Source organism: Micromonospora cathayae (assembly GCF_028993575.1).
GTDB classification, from domain to species: Bacteria; Actinomycetota; Actinomycetes; order Mycobacteriales; family Micromonosporaceae; genus Micromonospora; species Micromonospora cathayae.
The window spans coordinates 3,436,921-3,459,140 of the sequence record NZ_CP118615.1; the positions used below are offsets into that span (position 1 = coordinate 3,436,921).

The following is a 22,220-nucleotide window of genomic DNA, read 5'->3' on the forward strand; positions in this document are numbered from 1 at the left end:
GACGCGAGCCTGTCCCCGGCCCCGGCCGTGCCGGTGACCGCCGAAATCGGTTGATCCGGGCGGCCGGGCGGGAAGTAATGGGGGCATGACTCCTGAGACGGTGGTACGACTGCTGGCCGAGCCGGACCGGATGCGGGTACTCGGCGCGGTGGCTCTCGGGGCGGAGACGCCCGACGCGGTGGCGGCGGCGTCCGGCCTGCCGGCGCGGACCGTGTCGGTGGCGCTGCACCGGCTCCGGGAGCACGGGCTGGTGGTCGCCGAGGGCGGCGCGCTCCGGGTCGACCACGGCGCGCTGCGCGAGCTGGCCCGCGCGACACCGTCCACGGTCGCCCCGGACACCCCCGACGCCGGGCTGCGGCCGTTCGTGCGCGGCGACCGGCTGGTCAGCGTCCCGGCTCAGCTCAGCCGACGGGAGGCGGTCCTGCGGCACGTCGCCGAACGGGCCTTCGAGCCGGGTGCCGACTACTCCGAGCCGGCCGTCAACGACCGGCTGCGGGCCTGGTGCGACGGGGGCGGGGTCGACCACGTCACGATCCGCCGGTACCTGATCGACCTGGGGATCCTCTCCCGGACGGGCGGGGTCTACCGGCTCGGACCGGAGCCGTCCGGCGCGCCGGGCCCGGCGGAGCGGTACGTCCGGGCGATGGGCCTGGACTGAGCACGCGCCCCGACGACCCGCCCCGGCCGACGCGGTCGCGCCGTCCGCGACGAGCCCGCGCTCGTGCCGGGGACGCCCGCGCTCGTGCCGGGGTGGCTCAGAAGGCGTACGGGCCGAAGCGGCCCCAGGCCACCACGACCAGCAGCGCGACCAGCAGCAGGTTCCGCAGTACCGGCCCGACCTCGCGGCGCAGGGCGTGGGTGACGACCGCGCCGACCATGATGATCAGCAGGCCGACGGCGGCCAGTGGCACCAGCACCGGGGCGATGTGGAGCGCGCCGGGGAGGATCAGCCCGATCGCGGCCAGTACCTCCAGCGCACCGATGAGCTTGATCAGCCCGGCGGGGAAGGGCGCCAGCGCCTCCATGCCGGAGGTGAGCAGCTGCTCCTTCGGGCGGGCCAGCTTGAGGCCGCCGATGACGGCGAAGACGACGGCGAGCAGACCGGCGATGGCCCACAGGGCGACGTTCATGTCCGGGCCTTCCGCGGGAGCCATTCGAGATCGTGGATCAGCACGCGGAACGGTAACAGATCTTGACGGTGGTCGGGGCCCGCCGCGGTGCGGCCTGACGCGGTGGGCTTCACGGTCGTCAGGGCCTGACGCGGTGGGGCGCGGCGGTCGGTCCGCCGGCCGGGAACACGACCGGCGGCAAACCGGGCCGCACCCCACCGGGACGCGGTCAGGCGGTGGCGAGCCGCCGCTGCTGCTCCTCCTCGCTCGGCTCGGCCAGCGCGAACGAACCGATCTCGATCTCGCCGGTCGGCTGGTAGGTGACGATGAACGTGCCCGACGGCGAGATCCGCGTCGAGGCGACCTCGAACCGCCGGGGCAGGGTGCCGTCGCCGAAGAGACGCTTGCCGGCACCCACCACCACCGGGAAGACCATCAGCCGGAACTCGTCCACCAGGTCGTGCCGGAGCAGCGTCTGGATGAGGTTGCTGCTGCCGTGCACCTGGATCTCCGGCCCGTCCCCGCGCTTCAGTTCGGCGATCCGGGCCGGGGCGTCGCCGCCGAAGACGGTGGCCGGCCCCCAGGCCGGGTTCCGCAGGGTGGTCGAGGCGACGTACTTGTGGGCGGCGTTCAGCGCGTCGGCACCCGGGTCGTCCCGCACGTTCGGCCAGTGCGACGCGAAGATCTCGTACGTGCGCCGGCCGAGCAGCAGGTCGAAGGGCTGACCCATGATCTCGCCCATGGTCTCGCCGACCGCGTCGTCGAACAGGTTGACGATCCACCCGCCCTGGTGGAAGTCACCGGACGGATCCTCCTGCGGCCCGCCGGGTGACTGCATCACCCCGTCCAGCGTGAGGAACGCGTTGACGACAAGTTTTCTCATGAAATGTCCCTTCATGGGGCAGGCTGACGGCTCGGCCCGACGGGGCGACGCCGGGGGTGGAAGACGCCGGTCCGCCGGGCCGGGCCCTCACCCTCGGTACCTAACGAGCCCCGTCGGCGACCGGTCGCGGGTGGTCCCGGCCCTGGTAGCAGCCCGGGTGGCGACGGCTCGGCGGCGCGGGCCCGCCGTGACGGACAGTGCCCGGCGTGCCGGGGGCCACCGGCTGGAGGAAACCGCCCCTACCATCGGCGTCATGGGTACGTCATCGTGGGAGCCGACCACGCCCGGGGTGCTGCGCCTACCCTCGGGCCGCCTGGTCCGGGGACGCGGCCTGCGGGCCGGACCGCCGGCCGGGCCACCGCCGACCCTCGGGGTCTACCTGCTCGGCGCGCCGCCACCCGCCGTCGACTGGGAGAGCCGGTGGCTGCCCTGGCCGGACTTCCGGCTCCCCCGGGACCGGACGGCCGTCGCGCCGCTGCTGCGCGAGGTCTGGGCGCGGGCCGTGTCCGAGCGGGTCGAGTTGGCCTGCGCCGGTGGTCGGGGTCGCACCGGCACCGCCCTGGCCTGCCTCGCCGTCGTCGACGGGGTGCCGGCGGCCGAAGCGGTCGACTACGTGCGGCGGCACTACCATCCGCACGCCGTCGAGACGCCCTGGCAGAAGCGGTACGTCAGGCGGTTCCGTCCGGCACCGTGACGGCGGGTCCCGACGGCCGCCCCGGCGACCGCCCCGTAGACCGGCCCGTCGACCGGGGCCGCGTCCGGCCGGTCAGCAGCGGCTCGGCCAGTACGACCAGCAGCGCCACCACGGTGAGCAGCCCACCCACCGTGAAGGCCCCCCGTACGCCGAGCGGGGCCAGCAGCACCCCGCCGAGCAGCGCGCCGAGCGCGACGCCCACGTTGAACGCGGCGGAGTTGGCGGCGAAGGCGAGTTCGGTGCGCCCCGGCGCGACCTGGAGCATCCGGCCCTGGGTCACCAGGAAGACCGGGGCGGCCGAGCAGCCCAGCAGGGCCAGCAGCCCTACCACCACGACCTGCCCGGTGGCGAAACCGCCCAGCCCGAGCAGAGCGACCGCCTGCACCCCGACCGGCACCACCAGCGTGGCGTACGGGAACCGGTCCAGCAGGTGACCGGCCAGGCCCACCCCGGCGATCCCGGCCAGCCCGAACACGAACAGCAGCGGCCCCACCGTCTCGTCGGCGAAGCCGGTGACCCCGGTCAGCAGCCGGACCAGGTAGGTGAACCCGGCGAACATGCCGGTCATCGAGACGGCGGTCACCAGCAGCGTCACCACGAACCGGCCGGTGTGCGGGGCGGACCCGTACGCGCCGTGGCTCTCCTCCGGCCGGCTGGTCGGCAGCAGCCCGGCCACCACCACCAACGCGGCGACCGCGAGGGCGGCCAGCGCCAGGAACGGTGCCCGCCACCCGGCCTGCTGCCCCAGCCAGGTGCCGGCCGGCACCCCGAGCACGGTCGCCAGCGAACCGCCGACCGACATCACGGCGACCACCCGGCCCCGGACCCGGGGCGCGAACAGCCCCACCGCGACCGGGGCGGTCACCGCCCAGAACAGCGCCTGCGCCAGCGCGGTCGCCACCCGGGCGGCGAGCAGCACCCGGTAGTCGACCGCGACCACCGCGACCAGAGTGGACAGCACCAGGACCGCCAGCACGCCGGTGAGCGTGTACCGGCGGGGCAGGTTCCGGGTGACCTGCGCGAGCGGCAGCGAGACGACGGCCACGGTGAGGCCGTAGCCGGTGACCAGGTAACCCACCCAGGGCAGCGGGACGGCCAGGTCCGCCGACATCAGCGGGAGCAGGCCGATCGGCAGGTTCTCGGTGGTGTTGAAGGCGAACGCGGACGCCGCGAGCGCCAGCAGCACGGTGACCCGCCGCCAGGTGGGGGAGGACATCCGTCGACGTTCCTTTCGCGTCGGTGGTGCGGACCCAGATCAAGGACCCGCGGCTCGCCGGGCCGGCCCCCGGACCGGCGCGACCACACCGACCGGGGCCGGGCGGGGGACCGGTACAGCCGTTACGCTACCGGCGTGGCGGGTCTGTTGCGGGGCATGGCGGAGCGGGTCGGTCGGGTCGTCCGGGGCGGTGGCGTCGGCCGGTCGACCCCCACCGGACGCGGCGCAGCGGCCGGTACCCCGGCCGTACCCGGTGGGGCCGCCGGCACCCCGGCGCAGATCCCCGCGCAGGTGGCCCGGCGGCGGCAGGTGGCCGCGCTGCGCCGCCGCGAGCTGACCTACGCCCCGGAGCTGGACGGTCGGGCCGACCCGGGCGAGATCGTCTGGACCTGGGTGTCCTACGAGGACGATCCCCGGCAGGGCAAGGACCGGCCGGTGCTGGTGGTGGGACGCTCCAGCCGTACCCTCTTCGGTCTGATGCTGTCCAGCCAGGCCGACCGGGACGGCCAGCGGCACTGGTTCCCGCTCGGCGCGGGCGCGTGGGACGGCGGCAACCGACCGAGCTGGGTCCGGCTCGACCGGGTGCTCACCATGCGGGAGGACGGCATCCGCCGGGAGGGCGCGGTGCTGGACCGGGCCCGGTTCGACCGGGTCGCCGAGGTGCTGCGGGCCCGGTACGACTGGCGGTGACGCGCCCCGCTCGTACCGGGCCGACGCCCGCTACGACCGGCGGTGGACGGCCGGGGCGGCGGTGGACGGCCGGGACAGCGGTGAACGGCCGGGACAGCGGTGAACGGCCAGGGTCAGGGCAGTGACCGGGCGATGCCCCGGGCATGGTCGGTGACCGCCGCCCCGACCACCCGGGCCTCGATCGGCAGCACCTCCAGGCACCGGCGCACGGCGGCGGCCATCAGCGCGTTGGGCACCCGCATGGAGAGCGTGCAGTGCGGCACCCAGCGCCCCGGCTGGTAGTGCTCGGACAGCCCCACCCCGGCCCGGATCAGCCGGTCGTGCACCTGCGCGTGGTGGGCGAGCAGCTCCGGCGTCGGGGTCGGGCCGAGCCACAGCACCCGGCCGACGAACTGCCCGGCGTACCGGAACGACAGCGGCAACGGCGCGGCCACCGTCATCCCCGCCAGCGCCCCGGCCACCAGGTCCGGGTCCAGCCGGGGGGCCACCGCCAGCGACAGGTGCGGCCGGTGCCGCTGGTCCAGCAGGTACCGCAGGCTCTGCACCCCCTCGGCCTCCAGCGCGTCCCAGAGCACCCGGATCCGTCGGGTGGCGGCGGTGTCGAGATACAGCTCCAGCGCGGCGACCACCGGCCCACCCTAGGGCCGTGCGGTCAGGGCACGATCACCGCCCGGCCGGCCACCTTCCCCTCCTGCAACAGGTGGTACGCGTGCACCGCCTCGTCCAGCCCGAACGTGGTGATCTTCGGCCGGACCAGTCCCCGCGCGCCCAGGTCCAGCACCTCCACCAGCTCCGGCCGGCTGCCCCAGTAGGTGGTCTGGATGCTCACCTCGTACGGCACGGAGAAGAACGACACCGGCAGGGTGCCGCCCCCGATCCCGACGATGGTCAGGTCGCCGACGGTACGGGCGCTGGCCACGCCGAGCTTCAGGGTGGCGTCCGCGCCGACGAAGTCGAGCACCACGTCCGCGCCCCGCCCGTGCGGGGTGGCCGCCCGGATCCGGTCCACCGCGTCCCCGCCCGGGGTGAGGGTCAGGTCCGCCCCGCACTCCCGGCCCAGGGCGAGCGCCTCCTCACGGGTGTCCACCGCGATCACCCGGGCCGCCGTGGTGGCCTTGAGGATCTGCACCCCGACGTGCCCCAGACCGCCCACCCCGATCACCAGGGCGGTGCTGCCCGGGGGCAGCTTGGCCCAGGAACGCCGGACCGCGTGGTACGGGGTGAGCCCGGCATCGGTCAGCGGCGCGGCCTGCACCGGGTCCAGCCCCTCCGGCAGCGGCAGCACGTGCCGGGCGGCCGGGACCAGCAGGTACTCGGCCATTCCCCCGTCCATCCCCAGGCCACCGCCGCCGCCCGGCACCGGCGCGCCGGCCGGGTTCTCGCAGTACGTGTCGACACCCACCCGGCAGCGGGCGCAGGTGCCGCAGCCCCACGGCCCGTACACCGCGACCGGCTGCCCCACCTCCAGGCCGGTCACCCCGGCACCGAGGGCGTGCACCCAGCCGGCGTTCTCGTGGCCGAGCGTGAACGGCGGGTTCCACGGCACCGCCCCCGCCTCGAAGTCGTGCATCAGGTGCAGGTCGGAGTGGCAGGCCCCGGCCGCCCCGATCCGTACCACCACCTGCCCGGGGCCGGGGGTCGGTTCGTCGACCTCGACCAGCTCCGGTTCGGTCTTCCAGTCCCGCAGTCGCAGTGCACGCATGGTCGTCGCCTTCCTCGTCCGCCTCGGCTCCCGGCCCCGCCGAGTCCGTCTTGACTCCCGGCCCCGCCGACTACCCGGCTCGGGCGGGAACTCACCCGGCCGGATCTCACCCGGGTCGGGTGAGCCGGTCTCACCCGGGCGGATGCGACCGTGCGGGCGTGGACGCGTGTGAGAGGGCCGCCGGGGCGGCCACCCCGGCGAAGGACTACCTGGCGCACCGGATGGCCGGCCGGCACCCGGACCTGCCGGAGACGACGGCGGGGACGATCCGCCTGGACATGACCGAGGACGGGTGTACCGACCACTGGTACCTCACCCTCGCCGACCAGCACGTCCGGGTGACCCGCTCTGCGGAGGACGCCGAGCTGGTCATCCGGGCCGACCGGCAGGTCTTCGACGAACTGGCCACCGGCCAGGCCCGGATCGGTGCCACCCTGATGCGCAACGACCTCACCGTGCAGGGACAGCTGCCGCTGCTGATGTCGCTGCGCCGGTTGTTCCCGGGGCCGGCGGACGCCCGGCATCCCCGGGACGTGGCGCGCGGCGGAGGTGACCGCCGGTGAGGGAGGAACGCGTCCACGTCATGGTCGGCAACATCTTCGCGGTCAGCGACGCCGAGGGCGACATGGAGCACGACCCGCACCGCCCGGTGGGGTTGTTCTCCTTCGACACCCGGTTCCTGTCCCGCTGGGTGCTCACCATCGACGGCGAGCGCTTCCACGCGCTCTCCCGGGACGACATGAGCTACTTCGAGACCCGGTTCCTGCTGGTGCCCGGCACCGCGAGCCACTACGTGGACGCCGACGTCTCGGTGCTGCGGCACCGGTCGCTCGACGACAGCTTCAACGAGCGGATCACCGTGCTGAACCACTCGTCCGAGCCGGCCGCCTTCGTGGTCCGGCTGGAGATCGGCACCGACTTCGCCGACACCGCCGAGATCTCCGCGCCCCGACGCCGGCCGATCGAGATCACCGCACGGCCGGAGCAGCGCGAACTGCGCATGCGGTACGAGCGGAAGCGGTTCTCCCGGGAGACCGTGGTCCGCACCACCCAGCCGGCCGAGATCGACCGTACCGGGCTGACCTTCCGGATCGAGATCGAGCCGAACGGGGCGTGGGCCACCGACGTGCACGTGGAGATGCTGCTGCGCACCGGGGCCGGCCGGGACATGCGGACCGACCTCGAGGCGCACCGCCAGAAGATCCGCGAGGACATGCGGGAGGACCTGGCCCGGTTCCTGGACCGGGCGCCGACGCTGGTCGCCGAACGGTCGACGGTGTGCACCGCGTACCGGCGCAGCCTGCTCGACCTGGCCGCGCTACGGTACACGCCGCTGTCGTACACCGCCGCCGTGCCGGTGGCCGGGATGCCCTGGTCGATGACCCTGTACGGCCGGGACGCCCTGATCACCGCGATCCAGACGCTGCCGTTCGTGCCGGAGTTCAGCCCGGCCGTGCTGCGGATGCTGGCGCTGGCCCAGGGCGGTCAGCTCGACGACTTCCACGAGGAGGAACCGGGCAAGATCCTCGCCGGGGTCCGGTACGGCGAACGCGGCGCGTTCGGCGAGGACCCGACCACGATCTACTACGGCGCGGCCGACACCACCCCGCTGTTCGTGATCCTGCTCGACGAGTACGAGCGCTGGTCCGGTGACGCCGCCCTGATCCGGGAGCTGCGCCACCCGGCCCGGATGGCGTTGGACTGGCTCGACGAGTACGGCGACCCGCTCGGCGACGGCTACCTGCGCTACCAGCGCCGCAACACCGACAGCGGACTGGTCGACCAGTGCTGGAAGAACTCCGGGGAGGCGATCGTCGGCCAGGACGGCCGGGAACCCGGCTTCCCCCGGGCCACCTGCGAACTCCAGGGGTACGCGTACGACGCGAAGCTGCGCGGCGCCCGGCTGGCCCGCGAGTTCTGGAACGATCCGGCGTACGCCCGTCGGCTGGAACGCGAGGCGGAGCAGCTGCGGGAACGCTTCAACCGGGACTTCTGGCTGCCGCACCGGCAGGCGTACGCGCTGGCCCTCGGCCCCGACGGCGAGCCGGTCGACGCGATCGCCTCGAACCTGGGGCATTTGCTCTGGAGCGGCATCGTCGACGCGGACCGGGCCGACGCGGTGGTCGGGCACCTGCTCGGGCCGGAACTCTTCACCGGCTGGGGGATCCGCACCCTGGGCCGCCGGCAGCGCCGGTACAACCCGGTCGGGGCGCACGTCGGCGCGGTCTGGCCGTTCGACAACGCGCTGGCCGCCGCCGGCCTGCGCCGGTACCGGTTCGACGCCGAGGCGGCCCGGGTCGCCGAGGGCGTGCTCGACATGGCCGTGCACTTCGACGGCCGGCTGCCCGAGCTGATCGCCGGGTACGACCGGCAGGTGACGAAGTATCCGGTGCCGCTGCCCGCCGGGGGCTCCCCGCAGGCGTGGTCGGCCGGGGCGGCGCTGATGATGCTGAGCACCCTGCTCGGGCTGCGCCCCTGCGCCGGGAACCTGCTGGTCGACCCGGCGCTACCGGAGGGGTTCGGCCGGGTCGAGTTGCTGGACATCCCCGGCCGGTGGGGTCACGCCGACGCCTACGGGCGGGACCGGGCGGCGGTGCCCGTCGGCGGTCCGGCCCGGTCGCCGCGCTGACCGCCGGGCCAACGCCCGGTCGAGGCCGACGAAAGCCAGCCCGAGCAGCCAGAACGCGACCGCGAAGGCGAGCGCGCTGACCGCCACCCCGTCGTACCCGAGCTGCCCCGCGTCCACGAACGGGTACGGGTACGCGTCCACCACCAACCCCCGGACCAGGGCGAACGCCAGGTAGGCCAGCGGGAAGGCCAGCCACCAGACGGCGTACCGGGGGCGCAGCCGGCCCCGGACGTCGAACAGGACCCAGTCCGCCAGCGCCAACAGCGGCACGACCGTGTGCAGCAACTGGTTGCCCACCGCGTCGGCGGGGGACCGGTCGGGCTGGGCCATGGCGAACGGGCTCGCCGGGTTCGCCAGCACCAGGTGGTACACCACGGCGGTGATGGTGACGTAGAGGGTGACCGCGCCCCGGAGCACCGGCGGCGGATCGGGCCGACCGCGCCAGACACGCCATCCGGCGTACCCGGCGAGCAGCCCGACCGCGACGTTGCTCTGGATGGTGAAGTACGGCAACAGGCCGGTCACCGTGGCCGGGCCGGCGGCGGTGAGCAGTATCCCGGCGAGCACGGCGCCCACCACCAGCAGCCGCAGCAGCACCGCCAGGTGTCGACGCCGCAGAGTCATCAGGGCACGCTAACAGCCGCCCCGCCGACCGTCACCAGCCGAAGGTGCCCGGCCCGCCCTTGAACGGGCCGACGATGTCACCGGTGATCCAGCCACCGTAGAAGTCACCGGGCTGGGCGACGACCCGCTCGCCGTCGACCCGGCACTCGTCCACCCGACCCGGGTAGAACGCCACCGCGCCGGCCAGCTCCGCGTACGCCCCGGTCGGGTGGTCGTACGACCAGGCCGCCTCGGGGACCCGGTCGGAACCGACCACCAGGTCCCAGTACCGCGCCTCGCCCTTCCACTCGCACCACGACCGGCGGACGGTGGGTTCCAGCCCGACGTCGTCGGCCACCGCGTCCCGGGGGACGTAGTAGACCGGCGGATGGGAGGTCTCCAGGACCCGCCAGCAGTGGACGCTGTCGACCACCGTCACGCCGGCGTGCCGGACCGTCACCCGGCGGGTCGTCCGTTCCAGCCGGGGCGGACGCGGATAGTCCCAGACCGACTCCATCCCCGTACGTTATCCCGCCCACCGGTCCGGCAGCCGGTGCCCGGTCGACCGCCGGGGCCCGACCCGACCCCGGTGGAACAGGCCGGGGCTGGACCGTCGGCCTCGCCCAGGAGGCCGTGCCGTCAGGATCGGCGGGTGGGGCCGGCCCGGACCTCCGCTGCGGCCCTGGCCGCCGGATCGGTCGGGGGCGGGTCGGTCGGGCCTCCGGGGTGCTCCGTCGGCACCGGCGGCAGCTGGACGTCCGGTACCGGCGGCAGCTGGACGTCCGGTACCGGAGGGGGCGGGGCGTCCGGTACCGGAGGTGGCGGGGCGTCCGGTACCGGCGGCGCGACGGTCGGGGTCGGTGGTGCCACCGACGGGTGCGGCGGGTGGTCCGGTCGTCCGCTCGGCCGGGGGCCGGGGGTGCCGGTGGGATCGCCGTGGTCGGTGGTCGGGGTACCGCCCGGGACCGCCGGGGGAGCCGACGCCTCCCGTTCCACCGCGGCGCAGTACCCGTCGACCCGCTCCCGGCCGCCGGCCCCGGCGACCAGCCGCCGACCGGCCGGGCTGCGCAACACCCGGTCCCGCTCGTCCGGACCGGCCGTCCGGTACGTCCGGCACAGCTCGGTCAGGGCCGGTGCCGGCGTCCACCCGTCCACCCCGCCGGTCGGCGGGGTGCCCTGCGGGTCCCGGTCGCCGGGCCCGGTCGGCCCGTGGGTCGACGTGGCGGTCGGTCCGTCGGTCGGCACCGGAACCGGCGGGCGCAGCGGACCGGGGAGAACCCCCTGCACGGCGGCGAGCGCCACCCCGCCGGTGGCGGTGAGGGCCACCGCGGCGACCGCCGTCCGCACCGTCAACCGGGCGAGGAGACCCCGGCGTGCCGGGCGGTCCCGCCGGTGCCCGGCCGGGTCGCGCCGCGCGGTGCGGAACGCGCGTACCGCGGCGGGTTCCCCGGCGAGCTCGTGGGGCAGCGGGGCGGCACGCACCGCGCCGAGCAGCCGGACCAGCCGCTCGGAGGCGCCGGTGGAGCCGTCGGTCGATCCGTCGAGCAGCCGCTCGACGGTCTCCCGGTCCATCTGGTGCTGGCGGTGTGGGTTCATCTCGTCCCCATCAGCGCCACCGGACCGCGCGCCGTCACATCCCGACCGGCCGTCCCGCCGCGCCGTCACACCCCGACCGGCCGTCCCGCCGCGCCGCCACACCACGACCGGCCGTACCGTCGTACCCCGACCGGCCGTACCGTTCCGGACGGCCGAGCGGTACGGTCGGGACGGCCGACCGGTCGATCGTCCGCCTGACCTCCGGAACCGACCGGAGGTCATCCGTCGGGTCACCGGCAGACCGGACGGATCGGTACCCGAAGGTCCAACCGGGGCGGTACCGGTCGACGGACCGATGGATGAGGCGTCACGGTCAGCGACAGGAGACGATGGGTGTCATGAAGGTGCTTTTCCTCGGTGGTCCCTGGCACAACGAACGTCATGAGGTGACGCCCAGCCGATCCGCTTCCGCCCTGCGGTCGCTCCCGGTCAGCTTCACCGTGCCCCTCCCGCCGGAGCAGACCGCTCCGGCCGATCACGGCCTGACCCCCCTGCCCGGTCCGGGCGGGCACGTCACCTACACCCGCCGCTACGCGCGGGCCAACGGCGAGCGTCTGCCGGTGTACGTCGCACCCGGCTACCAGGGCCCGCCCCGGGCCTGACCCGCGTCACCGCCGGGCGGTGGCCAGGGCCCGCGGGCCCCGGTCACCGCCCGCTCATGTCAGCACCGCCACCGGTCCAGGTCCGGTGTTGCCGGTCCGCCGTGGTCCGGGCCCCTCAGCCCATCGTCTTCGCGCCGTCCAACGACTCCCGGATGATGTCGGCGTGCCCGGCGTGCTGGGCGGTCTCGGCGATGACGTGCAGCAGCACCCGACGGACCGACCAGCGCGCGCCCGGCGTGAACCAGGGCGCGGCCGGCAACGCGTGGGAGGCGTCGAGGTCGAGGGTCGCCACCAGGTCGTCGGTGCGCCGGGCCACCCGTTCGTACGCCGCCAGCAGGTCGGCGAGGGTCTCGCCGGGCAGCATCCGGAACTGGTCCGCCCAGGCGGCCGGGTCGCCCTCGGCCATCGCCGAGGTGCCCTCGACCGCGAAGCTCAGCCACCGCTGCTCGACTCCGGCGACGTGTTTGACCAGGCCGCCCAGGCACAGCTCGCTGACCGTGGTGCGGCGGGCGGCCTGCTCGTCGGTGAGCCCCCGCGTCGTCTGCCGCAGGAATCCCCGGTGCAGGGCCAGGGACTCGAGCAGGTCGGCGCGTTCACCGGTGGGGTGGGCCTCGGTCGTGGTCACGGCACTGTCCTCTCCGGAGGGTTCGATGCGGACACGCTACGACCGGCCACCGACACTTTCCGGTACCACCAGGGGCCTCCGGGGTCACCGTCGCACCCGCTGTCCGTCGTTCCCGGTTGCCGAACGGCCGGTCCGGGAGTGAACTGTTCTCATGGGTGTGATCAAGGTGGGCACGTCGTCCTGGGCGGACCAGATGCTGCTGCGCTCCGGCTGGTACCCCCGGTCGGTGCGGACGCCGGCGCAACGGCTCGCCCACTACGCCGGGCGGTTCGGTCTGGTCGAGGTGGACACCTCCTTCTACGCGGTGCCGGCCCCGGAGACCGCCGAGGGGTGGGCGGCGGCCAGCCCGGCCGGATTCACCTTCGACGTCAAGGCGTTCAGCCTCTTCACCAGCCACCCGACCCCGGTGACCATGCTGCCCCGGGACCTGCGCCCGGCCGACGCCACCGGCCGGGTGACCCGGCGGGACCTGCCCCGGGAGGCGTACGACGAACTGTGGGCGCGGTTCCGGGCGGCGCTCGCGCCGATCGCCGCCGCCGACCGCGCGGGGGCGGTGCTGTTGCAGTTCCCGCCGTGGTTCGCCCACGGTGACGCGGCGAAGCGGCGGATCGCCGACGTCGCCGAGCGCTGCCGGCCGTGGCGGGTCGGGGTCGAGCTGCGGCACCACTCCTGGTTCACCGACGCGACCGTGCTGGACACATTGGACTTCCTCCGCCGGCACGACCTCACCTACGTGTGCGTCGACATGCCCCAGGGCCATGCCTCCTCGGTCCCGCCGATCCTCACCAGCACCACGCCCGGGCTGGCGATGATCCGGTTCCACGGGCACAGCGACGCCTGGGAGAGCGGTGACAAGCAGGAGCGGTTCCGGTACGCGTACGGGGAGCGGGAGCTGGCGCACTGGGCGGAACTCCTCACCGAGCTGGCCGGCGAGGTGGACGAGCTGCACGTCCTGATGAACAACTGCTGCGGCGACCAGGCCCAGCGGGACGCCGCCCGGCTGGCCGGGTTGCTCGGGGTGACGGCCCACCGGCCCGCCGCCGTCCGCTGATCCCGGCGTCCCCGCCGTGGCCGGCAGTCGGGGGGTCCGGGGCCGGTCAGCGCGGTGGCCGTACCGTCATCAGCACGCCGCTGCGCGGCCGGGTCGGGACCCGGTGCAGCGGGATGGTCAGGTCCTGCGCGGGCAGGGTGTGGTCGAGGCGGGCCAGCCGCACAGCGAGGGCACGGAGCAGGGCCACGGTGATCATCTCCCCGGGGCAGCGGTGTCCGGTCGCCGGGTCGCCACCGCCCTGCGGCAACAGCTCGTACGGGTCGATCTCCCGGCCGACGAAGCGTTCCGGGTCGAACCGGTACGGGTCCCGCCAGAACCGGTCGTCGTGGTGCTGGCCGTAGATGTCGAGCAGCACCATCGTCCCGGCCGGGATGGGTTCGCCCTGCCACTCCAGGTCCCGTGCCGCCGTGCCGCCGACGAACGGGGCGAACGGGTAGAACCGGCGGACCTCGTGCGCGAACGCCTCGGCGTACCCGGGGTCACCGGCGCGGAGCTGTTCCCGCTGCCACGGCCACTGGTGCAGGGCGTGCCCGGCGAACGCGACGTACCAGCTCACCGCCACCGTCGGGCGCAGGATGTTGAGCAGTTCCACGGCGGCGGTGGGTCCGTCCAGGGCGGTGCCGTCGGCGTCGTGGTGCCGGGCCACCGCGTCCACCGCCGAACCGGCCGGGGCGTCCCGCCGGTCGACCAGCCCGGCCAGCCACGCCTCCCGACGGCGCCGGGCCCGGCGGGCCCGCCAGTGCCGCGGACCGACGGTGCCGAACCCGTCCACCAGGGCGACCAGGTCCGCCGCCAGGTCCGGCACCTCGGCCGGGGCGACCGGCACCCCGGCCCACCCGCACACCGCCCGGGTGAGCACCCGCGCGGTCTCGTCGAACAACACCACGGGGGAGCGGGCCGCCCACTGCGGCACCGCCTCGTCCCAGGCCGCCTCGGCGCGTTCGACCAGCCCGTCGATGCCACCGGCGTCGGTCAGCAGGGCCAGGAACATCGCCTTGCGGACCCGGTGGGCCCGGCCGTCGAGGGTGTGCACCGCGCCGTTGCCGAACAGGGTGCTCCGGACCGGTTCGGGGAGCGCGCCGTGCCGCCGTACGTTGCGCTCGTCGTAGAAGAACCGGGCCGCCGCCGGGCCGCGCAGCGCCACCGCGGGTCGGCCGAGGAGCCGGGTCGGTACGACGTCCGCCCCGACCCGCCGTCGCCGGTTCGGCAGCCAGGCGTACCCCTCGAGGGCGAGCGGCACGGTGTTGTCCAGACGGAGAGCAGGGTGGAACGCCATGCGTTCCACGTGCCCGTTCGTCCCGTTCCCGAAACGTGTTCGCCCCGGTCAGCGGCCCGGTGGCCGGGTCTCCGGATGCATGCCGGTCGCCTCCTCGAGCGCGTTGTCGGGCAGGTCACCGCCGGCGGTGTCGTCCGGGAAGGTCCGCCGCGCGGGCGCGGGGTCCGGCGGCGCGCCCGGACCCGCCACCGGGGGACGGCCCGGCTCGACCGGGCCGAACCCGTGCCGGCCGGCGGGGCGGGACTCCCCGGTCGGCTCGCCGGCCCGCCGCTCGCCGCGCCGACCCGGCGGTACGGCGGTGTCCTCGCTGCCCTCGTCCATCGGCGAGTCCTCGCCGGCCCCCCAGGGCGGTTCACCCTGGTACTGGCCGGTGGTGCCCCACGGTCCCGGCTGCTGCGGCCCGCCCCGCTCGACGTCCCGTTCCGGTCGCTCCTGCCCCGTCATGATCACCTCACTGGTCGTCGGACCTCCGCCGGCCGTCGCCGGCACCTCCGCGCGGCACGCGACGGCATGCGACGGCCCGCGACGGCCCGCGACCGTACGGGTGCCGGTCGCGGGCCGCAGGTCGTCGCGGCCTCCGCCGTCAGCGGTGGGCCATGACGCGGTGCATCCGCCCGTGGCCGTTGCCGGCTGCGAGCATCCCCACGCCCATTCCCCTGGCACCGTTCATCATGCCGCCGGCCCGGCCGAGGACCCCTCGGAGCACCTGGCCGGGTTTCTGCTGCTCCCCGGCGTAGCTGGTCACCACGATCAGCGCGCCGGTGATGGCCGGGACGGCCCACTGGAGCACCCTCATCTGCCGCTGTGAGGCGGCGACCTCCCGGGGTGTGTCGGGCCGGGGCTCGGTGACCCCGGCGACCGGCGGGTGGCCGGCCTTCTCCAGCCGCATCCCGAGCATCTTGCTGTAGCCGGTCACCGCCAGCGCGGCGACCGTCAGCACGGTCTTGACCGCGCTCATCCGGCCGACGCCCCGTTGGGTGAGCACCCGGGGGCTCTCGGTCACCAGTTCGCCGACCGCTCCGGCCAGGTGGGCCCCGATCGCCGCCGCGTTGACCGGCGTCCACCGGGCCCAGCCCGCCGAGGCCGTCGGCAGCCGTTCGGTGTCGTCCCTGATCTGCGCCGCCGCCCCGTTGACACCGGTGGCTCCCATCAACGAGCCGCCGAACCAGGCCGCCAGGCCCAGATCGTGCATCGAGCGCAGTACGGTGTGCCGTTCGGACATCTGATCCCCTTCCGCCGTGTGGGCGGTGCGGCATACCCCGCCCCTGAGCGGCTATTCGTGCCCACGCCCGACCGATCGCGCCAGCGGGGCGCCGAAGGGGTCAGGCCACCGCCTGCGCCGAATGGTGCATCGCGGTCAGCGACGCGTAGACCGCGCCGAGCTGCTGGGCGGCCCGCTGCCAGGAGTAGCCGCTGCGGATCCGGTCCAGCGCCGCGGTGGCGTACGAGAAACGGCGCACGTTGTCGCGGAGCAGCCGGCGGATCGCGGTGCCCAGCGCCCTGGGGTCCCGGGCCGGGACGAGGTCACCGGTGAGCCCGTCGACCACCGACTCGGCGACGCCGCCGACGGTGGTGCCGACCACGGGCACCCCGCAGGCCATCCCCTCCAGCGGGGTCAGGTGCGCCGGCTCGTGCCACGGCGCGGCGACCAGCACGTCGGCCGAGCGGTACCAGCGGCCCAGCTCCTCGCGGGGCACCGCGCCGAGCAGGCGGACCCGGTCGGCGACCCGGCAGGCGGTGGCGAGCGCCGTCAACCGGCGGGCGAAGCCGTCGGTGGGGAGCCGGTCGGCGGGGGGACCACCGATCACCACGCACTCGGCCTCCGGCACCCCGGGCAGCGCCCGGACCAGGTCCGGGAGGCCGTCGTGGGCGACCAGCCGGCCGACGGTGAGGATCCGGGGCCGGGCGGGGTCGCGGGGCGCGACGGGTCCGTCCGGCCGGAACAGCTCCTGGTTGACCCCGCCGGGCACCAGGGTCATCCGGGACCGGGGCACCCCCATCCGGAGCAGCTCCCCGACCTCGGTCTGGCCCTGCACGACCACCCGGTCGACGGCCCGGCCGATGGCCCGCTCGTATCCGATCCGGCCCGGTGGGCTGGTGTCGCGGTTCCCCTCCTGGCGGCGGGCCACCGTGCCGAGGCCGTGGTACGTCTGCACCACCGGCACCCCGGTCCGCCGTCCGGCGTGCAGGGTGGCCAGGCCGGACGTCCAGTAGTGCGCGTGCGCGACGTCGGGCAGCCAGTCGTCGGCCTGCCACTGCCCGGCCAGCCAGCGCCCGAACTCGCCCATGTACGGCAGCAGCTCGTCCCGGGGTATCCGTTCGGCCGGTCCGGCGGGCACGTGGCAGACCAGGTAACCGTCCCGGGTGGAGACCGCGTCCGGCACCGTGTCGGAGTCCCGCCGGGTGTAGACCCGCACGTCGTGGCCCTCCGCGACGAGTGCGGCGGCCAGTTCCGCGACGTGCGCGTGCTGGCCGCCGGCTGTGCCGTCGGGCAGGACGGCGAGCGGGCTGGCGTGTTCCGAGATCAGCGCGATCCGCATGGTTCCTCCTCCATCAGCCGGTCCCGTCGTTCGGGAGACGGTCGTCCGTGATCCGTCACCCGTGTCCGCGCGCCGGGTCGGCGGCCCCCGCATGGGCAGGTCCCTACCCTCAGCCATCCGGCCTAACCAACTCGCCGCCGACTTCCCGCCGGCCGGTCGGTCACCGGTCGTCGCGCAACATGCCCGGACCGAAGACCTCGTACGCGATCCGGTCGGCCGGTACGCCCCGGCGCAGCAGCCCGCCGCGTACCTGGTTCATGAACGGCACCCGCCGTACACGCCCACGGCACCGGCGAGGGCGGCCCGCTGCCGGCCGGTCGCCTGGTTGCCCCGGTTGAACAGGTCGAGCAGCTCCGGGTGGGCGGCGAACATGCGCTGGTAGAACCGGCCGGTGATCTCCTCGCCGTGCGCCTGGACGGCGGGCAGGGTGGCCTTGACCACCGCGGTCGATGACTCCGTGAGCACGGTGTACTCCTCTGCAGACGGTCGGACCCGTCCAGCAAACAGGTAACCGAAATACCTCTTCAGGGTCGAAAGTCCCGGTTCCCGGGTCGCCGGAATCACATCCGTCCCAGGTCGCGGCGGTCATGGTGATGGCCGGGTCACCCTGGCTAGGGTCGGTGCCGTGAAGCTGAACCGGTCCACCGACATGGCGCTGCGGATCGCCATGCTGGCCCTGGCGTCCGCGGACCGGACGACGGTCGACGAACTGGCCGCCCGGCTCGCCCTGCCCCGCAACCACGTCGCGAAGGTCGTCCAGCGGCTCCAGCGGCTGGGCGTGCTGGTCACCATCCGGGGCCGGGCCGGGGGAGTGGTGTTCGCCGAGGAGGCGGCGGCGCTCACCGTCGGCGCGGTGGTCCGGGCGTTCGAGGGCGACGACGAGGTGGTGGACTGCGACCGGCCGGCCTGCCCGCTGCGCAGCGCGTGCACGCTGCGCGGGGAGCTGCGTCGCGCCCAGCGCGCCTTCCTGGACGTACTCGACCAGGTCCGGCTCGGTGACCTGGTCAGCGGCCCGGCCAGCCCGATGCTGCTCGCCCTCGGTGCGGTGCGGAAGGGCCCCGTCCCCGGGTAGCGGACCCGGCGGCCCGGGGCATGGCGGAAGACGACGGAACCCCGCCCGGGACGGGCGGGGTTCCGGTGGACCAGCTCACGGAGCTGTTCGGTCGGCGTCCGGGTCGCTCCTACCGCGAAGCGACACGAACGGCACGTCGGATGGTCCTGGTGGGTGGGGCGGTGGTCAGGAGACCCGGACCGTGCCGTCCGACCCCCGTACGCAGGCCACGTCCCGGCTGCCGGTGCTGGCCGCCCCGGTCAGGCACTGCCCGAGCACCTGGTGCCCAGCCGCGTTCGGGTGCCACGACTCCTGGCAGGTCTGGAAGTAGGTGCCGCAGGTGTTGGCGATCTTCTGGATGGCGATCTTGTCCTTGCCGGCGAGGCTGGTCACGAAGACCCCGGTGGGACCGTCCTGGAGCCGGATCGGGGTGGCCAGGGAGCCCGACGGGCTGGTCGGCTGCTCGCACAGCCGGGCGCCGTCGAAGGCCCGCTGCACGTTCAGGTAGACCAGGTCCGCGCCGGGGAACTCGACGGCCAGCGCGTCCCGGGCCGACTTGACCAGGGTGCCGAGGCCCGCCGAGAACCGGTGGCCCGGGGCCAGGCTGGCCCGGTGGATCGGGCAGCCGGCGGCGTACCGCTCCGCGCCCAGGTCGCGGAACTTGTCCCGGTCGTCGGCCCGGCCGTCCTCCTCGTGGAAGGTCGGGTACAGGTCGAGCGGCAGCGGGTTGGTGTAGTCCTGGAAGACCACCCGGTGCTGGCCGTCGGCGTCGATCTGGGCGAGCGTGGTGAGGATCTGCCGCACGGCGGTGGTGGTCTCGCCGATCGCCGCCGAGAGCTGCGCCCCGGTGGCCAGGTCCGCGTCGCTGCACGGCTCCTGCGGGACCGGCCCGCCGAGGTACGCCCAGAACTCCCACCAGCCGGTCCAGGCGTCGGCGATGAACCGGTTGGCGCACTTCTCGGCGACCGAGCCGAAGGTGAACGAGCTGTTGTTCGAGCCGAGGCCGATCAGCACCAGGTCGATGTCGTGGGTCCGGCCGACCGCGCGGAGCTGGTCGAGCTGGGCGGCCACCTGGCGGCCCTTGGTCCGGCTGGCCGAGGCGGCGGTGATGTCGTACGGCTGCCCACCGGAGCAGGCCAGGTTGAACCGGTCCTGGATGCCGGGCAGGCTGGCCCGGTGCAGCGAGGCGTTGGCCGAGCGGTGGCAGAAGAACGCGTTGGCGTTCGGCGCGGACCAGCCGGGGAAGCCCTGGGCCACCCCGTTGACGTCCACCACCGGGGTGTACGCGCCGGCGCCCTCACCGCTGATGAAGCTGTCGCCGAGCGCCACCGCGGCGGTGGGCAGCGCGGCCGTCGCCGGAGCCGGTGGCGCGACCGCTGCGGTGAGCCCGGCCGAGGCCACGGCCAGCGCCGCGGCGAACGCGGCGCGACGGAACACGGACATCGGTTCCTCCATCCATTGATGGAAATGTGAGAGATTCTTTCGAGAGCGCGATCAGATCACGCCCGTCTTCCGGGCGTCAACGGCTCGTAACAATTTCCATCGATTAAGCGCGGGGTCGGACCGGCTGGTCGGGCCGGTCGGGCCGGTGCCCGGCGAGCGCGTCGCCCAGCTCACGACCGGTCTGTGAGGGGCCGCTCCGCGCGGGGCGGCGGCGACGTGTCGGTCCGCCCGGCTAGGCTCGCTGCGGCGCGCCGCCCACCGGCGATCTTCGCCGGGGGTGGCCCCGCACCGCCGAGACCTGGGAGTACGACCAAGTTGACCGCAGAGCTTGAGCCTCTCTACGGGGCCGACGACCTCACCCACCTGGAGGGGCTGGACGCCGTCCGCAAGCGCCCCGGCATGTACATCGGCTCCACCGACAGCCGTGGCGTGGGTCACCTCGTCAACGAGATCCTCGACAACTCCACCGACGAGGGGGTCGCCGGGCACGCCACCCGGATCGACGTCGTCCTGCACGCCGACGGGTCGGTGCAGGTCGACGACGACGGCCGGGGCATCCCGACCGACGTGCACGCCAAGTCCGGCATCTCCGGCGTCGAGCTGGTGCTGACCCGGCTGCACGCCGGCGGCAAGTTCGGCGGCTCCGGGTACAAGACCTCCGGCGGCCTGCACGGGGTGGGCGCGTCGGCGGTCAACGCCCTCTCCCGGCGCTTCGACGTCACCGTCCGGCGCGGCGGCAAGGTCCACGCGATGTCGTTCCGGCACGGGGTGCCCGGGGTCTTCGACGGCGACGGCCCGGACGCCCCGTTCACCCCCGGCCCCGGCCTCCAGGTGGTCGGCGCGATGAAGCGCGGCCAGCGCACCGGCACCTCCATCCGGTACTGGTACGACCCCCGCTACTTCGAGACCGGGGCCCGGCTGGACGTCGACGCGGTCCGCACCAAGCTGCGCAACACCGCCTTCCTGGTGCCCGGGGTCGACTACCGGCTCCGCGACGAGACCGGGACGGGACGCCCGGCGGACGGCGCGGACGAGGCGGGCCGGGCGGCGGACGGTGCGGACGGGACGGACGGGACCGGGGACGGGACCGGGGACGGGACCGGGCCCACCGCGCCGGCCGAGGAGCGGTTCCACTACCCGAACGGGCTCACCGACATGGTGGAGTTCCTCGCCCCGGCCGGCGACCGGCCGGTCTCCGGCACCCTGCTGGTCACCGGCGAGGGCAGCTACCGGGAGAACGCCGCCGACGCGCACGGCGTCATGCAGTCCAACGTGCAGCGGCGCGCCGAGATCGAGGTGGCGTTCCGCTGGGGCACCGGCTACGACCGCACCGTCGAGTGCTTCACCAACACCATCCGCAACGCGCACGGCGGTACCCACCGCAAGGGCTTCGAGCGGGCCCTGGCGCGTACCCTCGCCGACGCCGTCCGCGCCACCCGCGGCCTGCTGAAGGCCAAGGAGGACCCACCCACCCTGGACGACGTCCTGGAGGGGATGACCGCGGTGGTGCACGTCCGCATCCCCGAGCCGCAGTTCACCTCGCAGACCAAGGACGAACTCTCCACCGCCGGCATCACCAAGGTCATCCAGTCCCTGGTGGAGCAGCACCTGAAGGCGTGGCTGGACGACCGGCGGACGAAGGCCGAGGCGCGGACCGTCCTCCAGAAGATCGTCGACGCGGCCCGGGTCCGGCTGACCCAGAAGCAGCAGAAGGACGCCGCCCGGCGCAAGACCGCCCTGGAGGGCGCGGCGATGCCGGCCAAGCTGGTGGACTGCCGCTCCACCGGGTTGGACCGCAGCGAGCTGTTCATCGTGGAGGGCGACAGCGCGCTCGGGTCGAGCCGACTGGCCCGGGTCGCCGAGTACCAGGCCCTGCTGCCCATCCGGGGCAAGATCCTCAACGTGCAGAAGGCCAACCTCCAGCAGGTGCTGGACAATGCCGAGTGCGCCGCGATCGTGCAGGTGCTCGGGGCCGGCTCCGGGCGTACCTTCGACCTGTCGGCGCTGCGGTACGGCCGCGTCCTGATCATGGCGGACGCCGACGTGGACGGCGCGCACATCCGGACCCTGCTGATCACGCTCTTCGCCCGGTACATGCGTCCGCTGATCGAGGCGGGCCGGCTCTACGCCGCCATGCCGCCACTGCACAAGATCACCACGAAGGGCCGGAACCCGCAGACCGTCTACACCTACACCCAGGCCGAGATGGAGGCGACCATCCGGAAGCTGGAGAAGGCCGGCAAGCAGATCGTCACCCCGGTGCCCCGGTTCAAGGGTCTCGGTGAGATGGACGCCGACGAGCTGTGGGAGACCACCATGAACCCGGCCACCCGGGCGGTGCGCCGGATCACCCTCGACGACGTGGACGCCGCCGAGCGGATCCTCGACCTGCTGATGGGGGAGAAGGTCGAGCCGCGCCGCAACTGGCTGATCGAGTCCGCCGACCGGGTCGACCGCGAGGCGATCGACGCATGAGGACCCGCGACCGGCACCGCACGACCACGGGCCCG

The 22,220-nt window shown here is 74.6% G+C and carries 22 protein-coding genes and 2 pseudogenes; 9 read left to right on the forward strand and 15 right to left on the reverse strand.

Annotation, left to right across the window (positions count from 1 at the left end; genetic code table 11):
* The first annotated feature begins 85 nt into the window (after window positions 1–85).
* Window positions 86–658: a DUF2087 domain-containing protein gene (locus PVK37_RS15885; RefSeq protein ID WP_275034785.1), complete on the forward strand. Its 573-nt coding sequence runs from the start codon at window positions 86–88 to the stop codon at window positions 656–658.
* Between the two features lie 97 nt (window positions 659–755).
* Here the strand turns inward: PVK37_RS15885 and PVK37_RS15890 are convergent, their stop codons facing one another.
* Together PVK37_RS15890 and PVK37_RS15895 are read right to left on the reverse strand one after the other, a co-directional pair.
* Entirely contained in the window at window positions 756–1,130 is a 375-nt protein-coding gene (locus tag PVK37_RS15890; RefSeq protein ID WP_275034786.1) for a DoxX family protein, read from the reverse strand.
* 208 nt (window positions 1,131–1,338) lie between these two features.
* On the reverse strand, window positions 1,339–1,992 hold the full coding sequence (locus PVK37_RS15895; protein ID WP_275034787.1) for a dihydrofolate reductase family protein: 654 nt from the start codon (window positions 1,990–1,992) through the stop codon (window positions 1,339–1,341).
* 253 nt (window positions 1,993–2,245) lie between these two features.
* On the opposite strand from PVK37_RS15895, the gene PVK37_RS15900 reads away from it, so the two are divergent.
* On the forward strand, window positions 2,246–2,686 hold the full coding sequence (locus PVK37_RS15900) for a protein-tyrosine phosphatase family protein (protein WP_275034788.1): 441 nt from the start codon (window positions 2,246–2,248) through the stop codon (window positions 2,684–2,686).
* Here PVK37_RS15900 and PVK37_RS15905 read toward each other — a convergent pair.
* Window positions 2,661–3,902 carry an MFS transporter gene (locus tag PVK37_RS15905; RefSeq protein ID WP_275034789.1) on the reverse strand — a complete coding sequence of 414 codons (1,242 nt, stop codon included), beginning with the start codon at window positions 3,900–3,902 and terminating at the stop codon, window positions 2,661–2,663. The two genes, PVK37_RS15900 and PVK37_RS15905, sit on opposite strands and share 26 nt — an antisense overlap.
* Window positions 3,903–4,037: 135 nt before the next feature.
* Between PVK37_RS15905 and PVK37_RS15910 the strand changes: the two genes are divergently transcribed.
* On the forward strand, window positions 4,038–4,592 hold the full coding sequence (locus PVK37_RS15910; RefSeq protein ID WP_275034790.1) for a type II toxin-antitoxin system PemK/MazF family toxin: 555 nt from the start codon (window positions 4,038–4,040) through the stop codon (window positions 4,590–4,592).
* Between the two features lie 113 nt (window positions 4,593–4,705).
* Here the strand turns inward: PVK37_RS15910 and PVK37_RS15915 are convergent, their stop codons facing one another.
* Window positions 4,706–5,221 carry a 2'-5' RNA ligase family protein gene (locus PVK37_RS15915; RefSeq protein WP_275034791.1) on the reverse strand — a complete coding sequence of 172 codons (516 nt, stop codon included), beginning with the start codon at window positions 5,219–5,221 and terminating at the stop codon, window positions 4,706–4,708.
* Between the two features lie 23 nt (window positions 5,222–5,244).
* The gene (locus PVK37_RS15920; RefSeq protein WP_275034792.1) at window positions 5,245–6,294 is read right to left on the reverse strand and encodes an NAD(P)-dependent alcohol dehydrogenase; all 1,050 of its coding nucleotides are present in this window, start codon (window positions 6,292–6,294) and stop codon (window positions 5,245–5,247) included.
* 221 nt (window positions 6,295–6,515) lie between these two features.
* Between PVK37_RS15920 and PVK37_RS15925 the strand changes: the two genes are divergently transcribed.
* Window positions 6,516–6,857, forward strand: a complete 342-nt coding sequence (locus tag PVK37_RS15925; RefSeq protein WP_275035136.1) for an SCP2 sterol-binding domain-containing protein — start codon at window positions 6,516–6,518, stop codon at window positions 6,855–6,857.
* Window positions 6,854–8,923 carry an amylo-alpha-1,6-glucosidase gene (locus PVK37_RS15930; protein WP_275034793.1) on the forward strand — a complete coding sequence of 690 codons (2,070 nt, stop codon included), beginning with the start codon at window positions 6,854–6,856 and terminating at the stop codon, window positions 8,921–8,923. The genes PVK37_RS15925 and PVK37_RS15930 overlap by 4 nt, the downstream gene beginning before the upstream one ends.
* 75 nt (window positions 8,924–8,998) lie before the next feature.
* Here PVK37_RS15930 and PVK37_RS15935 read toward each other — a convergent pair.
* From PVK37_RS15935 to PVK37_RS15945, 3 genes and pseudogenes are all read right to left on the reverse strand, one after another.
* Window positions 8,999–9,547 (reverse strand): annotated as a pseudogene (locus PVK37_RS15935) (Pr6Pr family membrane protein); the annotation flags it as partial.
* 31 nt (window positions 9,548–9,578) lie between these two features.
* Window positions 9,579–10,043, reverse strand: a complete 465-nt coding sequence (locus PVK37_RS15940) for a DUF427 domain-containing protein (RefSeq protein ID WP_275034794.1) — start codon at window positions 10,041–10,043, stop codon at window positions 9,579–9,581.
* A 122-nt stretch (window positions 10,044–10,165) separates the two neighbouring features.
* Entirely contained in the window at window positions 10,166–11,122 is a 957-nt protein-coding gene (locus PVK37_RS15945; RefSeq protein ID WP_275034795.1) for a hypothetical protein, read from the reverse strand.
* Window positions 11,123–11,460: 338 nt separating this feature from the next.
* On the opposite strand from PVK37_RS15945, the gene PVK37_RS15950 reads away from it, so the two are divergent.
* Window positions 11,461–11,724: a hypothetical protein gene (locus PVK37_RS15950; RefSeq protein WP_275034796.1), complete on the forward strand. Its 264-nt coding sequence runs from the start codon at window positions 11,461–11,463 to the stop codon at window positions 11,722–11,724.
* Between the two features lie 115 nt (window positions 11,725–11,839).
* Here PVK37_RS15950 and PVK37_RS15955 read toward each other — a convergent pair whose 3' ends face one another.
* The gene (locus PVK37_RS15955; RefSeq protein ID WP_275034797.1) at window positions 11,840–12,349 is read right to left on the reverse strand and encodes a DinB family protein; all 510 of its coding nucleotides are present in this window, start codon (window positions 12,347–12,349) and stop codon (window positions 11,840–11,842) included.
* Between the two features lie 151 nt (window positions 12,350–12,500).
* Between PVK37_RS15955 and PVK37_RS15960 the strand changes: the two genes are divergently transcribed.
* Window positions 12,501–13,400: a DUF72 domain-containing protein gene (locus PVK37_RS15960; protein WP_275034798.1), complete on the forward strand. Its 900-nt coding sequence runs from the start codon at window positions 12,501–12,503 to the stop codon at window positions 13,398–13,400.
* A 46-nt stretch (window positions 13,401–13,446) separates the two neighbouring features.
* On the opposite strand, the gene PVK37_RS15965 is transcribed toward PVK37_RS15960, so the two are convergent.
* From PVK37_RS15965 to PVK37_RS15985, 5 genes and pseudogenes are all read right to left on the reverse strand, one after another.
* Window positions 13,447–14,676 (reverse strand): cytochrome P450, encoded by a 1,230-nt coding sequence (locus PVK37_RS15965; RefSeq protein ID WP_275034799.1) that lies wholly within the window; start codon window positions 14,674–14,676, stop codon window positions 13,447–13,449.
* A gap of 48 nt (window positions 14,677–14,724) precedes the next feature.
* Window positions 14,725–15,120: a hypothetical protein gene (locus PVK37_RS15970; RefSeq protein WP_275034800.1), complete on the reverse strand. Its 396-nt coding sequence runs from the start codon at window positions 15,118–15,120 to the stop codon at window positions 14,725–14,727.
* Between the two features lie 139 nt (window positions 15,121–15,259).
* Entirely contained in the window at window positions 15,260–15,898 is a 639-nt protein-coding gene (locus PVK37_RS15975; protein ID WP_275034801.1) for a hypothetical protein, read from the reverse strand.
* Between the two features lie 100 nt (window positions 15,899–15,998).
* On the reverse strand, window positions 15,999–17,216 hold the full coding sequence (locus tag PVK37_RS15980; RefSeq protein ID WP_275034802.1) for a glycosyltransferase: 1,218 nt from the start codon (window positions 17,214–17,216) through the stop codon (window positions 15,999–16,001).
* A 273-nt stretch (window positions 17,217–17,489) separates the two neighbouring features.
* A pseudogene (locus PVK37_RS15985) lies at window positions 17,490–17,681 on the reverse strand (globin domain-containing protein); the annotation flags it as partial.
* 160 nt (window positions 17,682–17,841) lie between these two features.
* On the opposite strand from PVK37_RS15985, the gene PVK37_RS15990 reads away from it, so the two are divergent.
* The gene (locus PVK37_RS15990; protein ID WP_275034803.1) at window positions 17,842–18,288 is read left to right on the forward strand and encodes an RrF2 family transcriptional regulator; all 447 of its coding nucleotides are present in this window, start codon (window positions 17,842–17,844) and stop codon (window positions 18,286–18,288) included.
* A 165-nt stretch (window positions 18,289–18,453) separates the two neighbouring features.
* On the opposite strand, the gene PVK37_RS15995 is transcribed toward PVK37_RS15990, so the two are convergent.
* Window positions 18,454–19,710, reverse strand: coding sequence for an SGNH/GDSL hydrolase family protein (locus PVK37_RS15995; protein WP_275034804.1), 1,257 nt, complete (start codon window positions 19,708–19,710; stop codon window positions 18,454–18,456).
* 315 nt (window positions 19,711–20,025) lie between these two features.
* On the opposite strand from PVK37_RS15995, the gene PVK37_RS16000 reads away from it, so the two are divergent.
* Window positions 20,026–22,185, forward strand: coding sequence for a DNA gyrase/topoisomerase IV subunit B (locus PVK37_RS16000; protein ID WP_423791045.1), 2,160 nt, complete (start codon window positions 20,026–20,028; stop codon window positions 22,183–22,185).
* The last annotated feature ends 35 nt before the right edge of the window (window positions 22,186–22,220 follow it).

What these genes read in the sequence shown, in the direction of transcription:
- PVK37_RS15995 (WP_275034804.1), bottom strand. Translation starts at nt 19,710, where the DNA reads ATGTCCGTGTTCCGTCGCGCCGCGTTCGCCGCGGCGCTGGCCGTGGCC.
- PVK37_RS15965 (WP_275034799.1), bottom strand. Translation starts at nt 14,676, where the DNA reads ATGGCGTTCCACCCTGCTCTCCGTCTGGACAACACCGTGCCGCTCGCC.
- PVK37_RS15925 (WP_275035136.1), top strand. Translation starts at nt 6,516, where the DNA reads ATGGCCGGCCGGCACCCGGACCTGCCGGAGACGACGGCGGGGACGATC.
- PVK37_RS15920 (WP_275034792.1), bottom strand. Translation starts at nt 6,294, where the DNA reads ATGCGTGCACTGCGACTGCGGGACTGGAAGACCGAACCGGAGCTGGTC.
- PVK37_RS15900 (WP_275034788.1), top strand. Translation starts at nt 2,246, where the DNA reads ATGGGTACGTCATCGTGGGAGCCGACCACGCCCGGGGTGCTGCGCCTA.
- PVK37_RS15975 (WP_275034801.1), bottom strand. Translation starts at nt 15,898, where the DNA reads ATGTCCGAACGGCACACCGTACTGCGCTCGATGCACGATCTGGGCCTG.
- PVK37_RS15980 (WP_275034802.1), bottom strand. Translation starts at nt 17,216, where the DNA reads ATGCGGATCGCGCTGATCTCGGAACACGCCAGCCCGCTCGCCGTCCTG.
- PVK37_RS15905 (WP_275034789.1), bottom strand. Translation starts at nt 3,902, where the DNA reads ATGTCCTCCCCCACCTGGCGGCGGGTCACCGTGCTGCTGGCGCTCGCG.
- PVK37_RS15960 (WP_275034798.1), top strand. Translation starts at nt 12,501, where the DNA reads ATGGGTGTGATCAAGGTGGGCACGTCGTCCTGGGCGGACCAGATGCTG.
- PVK37_RS15940 (WP_275034794.1), bottom strand. Translation starts at nt 10,043, where the DNA reads ATGGAGTCGGTCTGGGACTATCCGCGTCCGCCCCGGCTGGAACGGACG.
- PVK37_RS15970 (WP_275034800.1), bottom strand. Translation starts at nt 15,120, where the DNA reads ATGACGGGGCAGGAGCGACCGGAACGGGACGTCGAGCGGGGCGGGCCG.
- PVK37_RS15885 (WP_275034785.1), top strand. Translation starts at nt 86, where the DNA reads ATGACTCCTGAGACGGTGGTACGACTGCTGGCCGAGCCGGACCGGATG.
- PVK37_RS15945 (WP_275034795.1), bottom strand. Translation starts at nt 11,122, where the DNA reads ATGAACCCACACCGCCAGCACCAGATGGACCGGGAGACCGTCGAGCGG.
- PVK37_RS15890 (WP_275034786.1), bottom strand. Translation starts at nt 1,130, where the DNA reads ATGAACGTCGCCCTGTGGGCCATCGCCGGTCTGCTCGCCGTCGTCTTC.
- PVK37_RS15950 (WP_275034796.1), top strand. Translation starts at nt 11,461, where the DNA reads ATGAAGGTGCTTTTCCTCGGTGGTCCCTGGCACAACGAACGTCATGAG.
- PVK37_RS15895 (WP_275034787.1), bottom strand. Translation starts at nt 1,992, where the DNA reads ATGAGAAAACTTGTCGTCAACGCGTTCCTCACGCTGGACGGGGTGATG.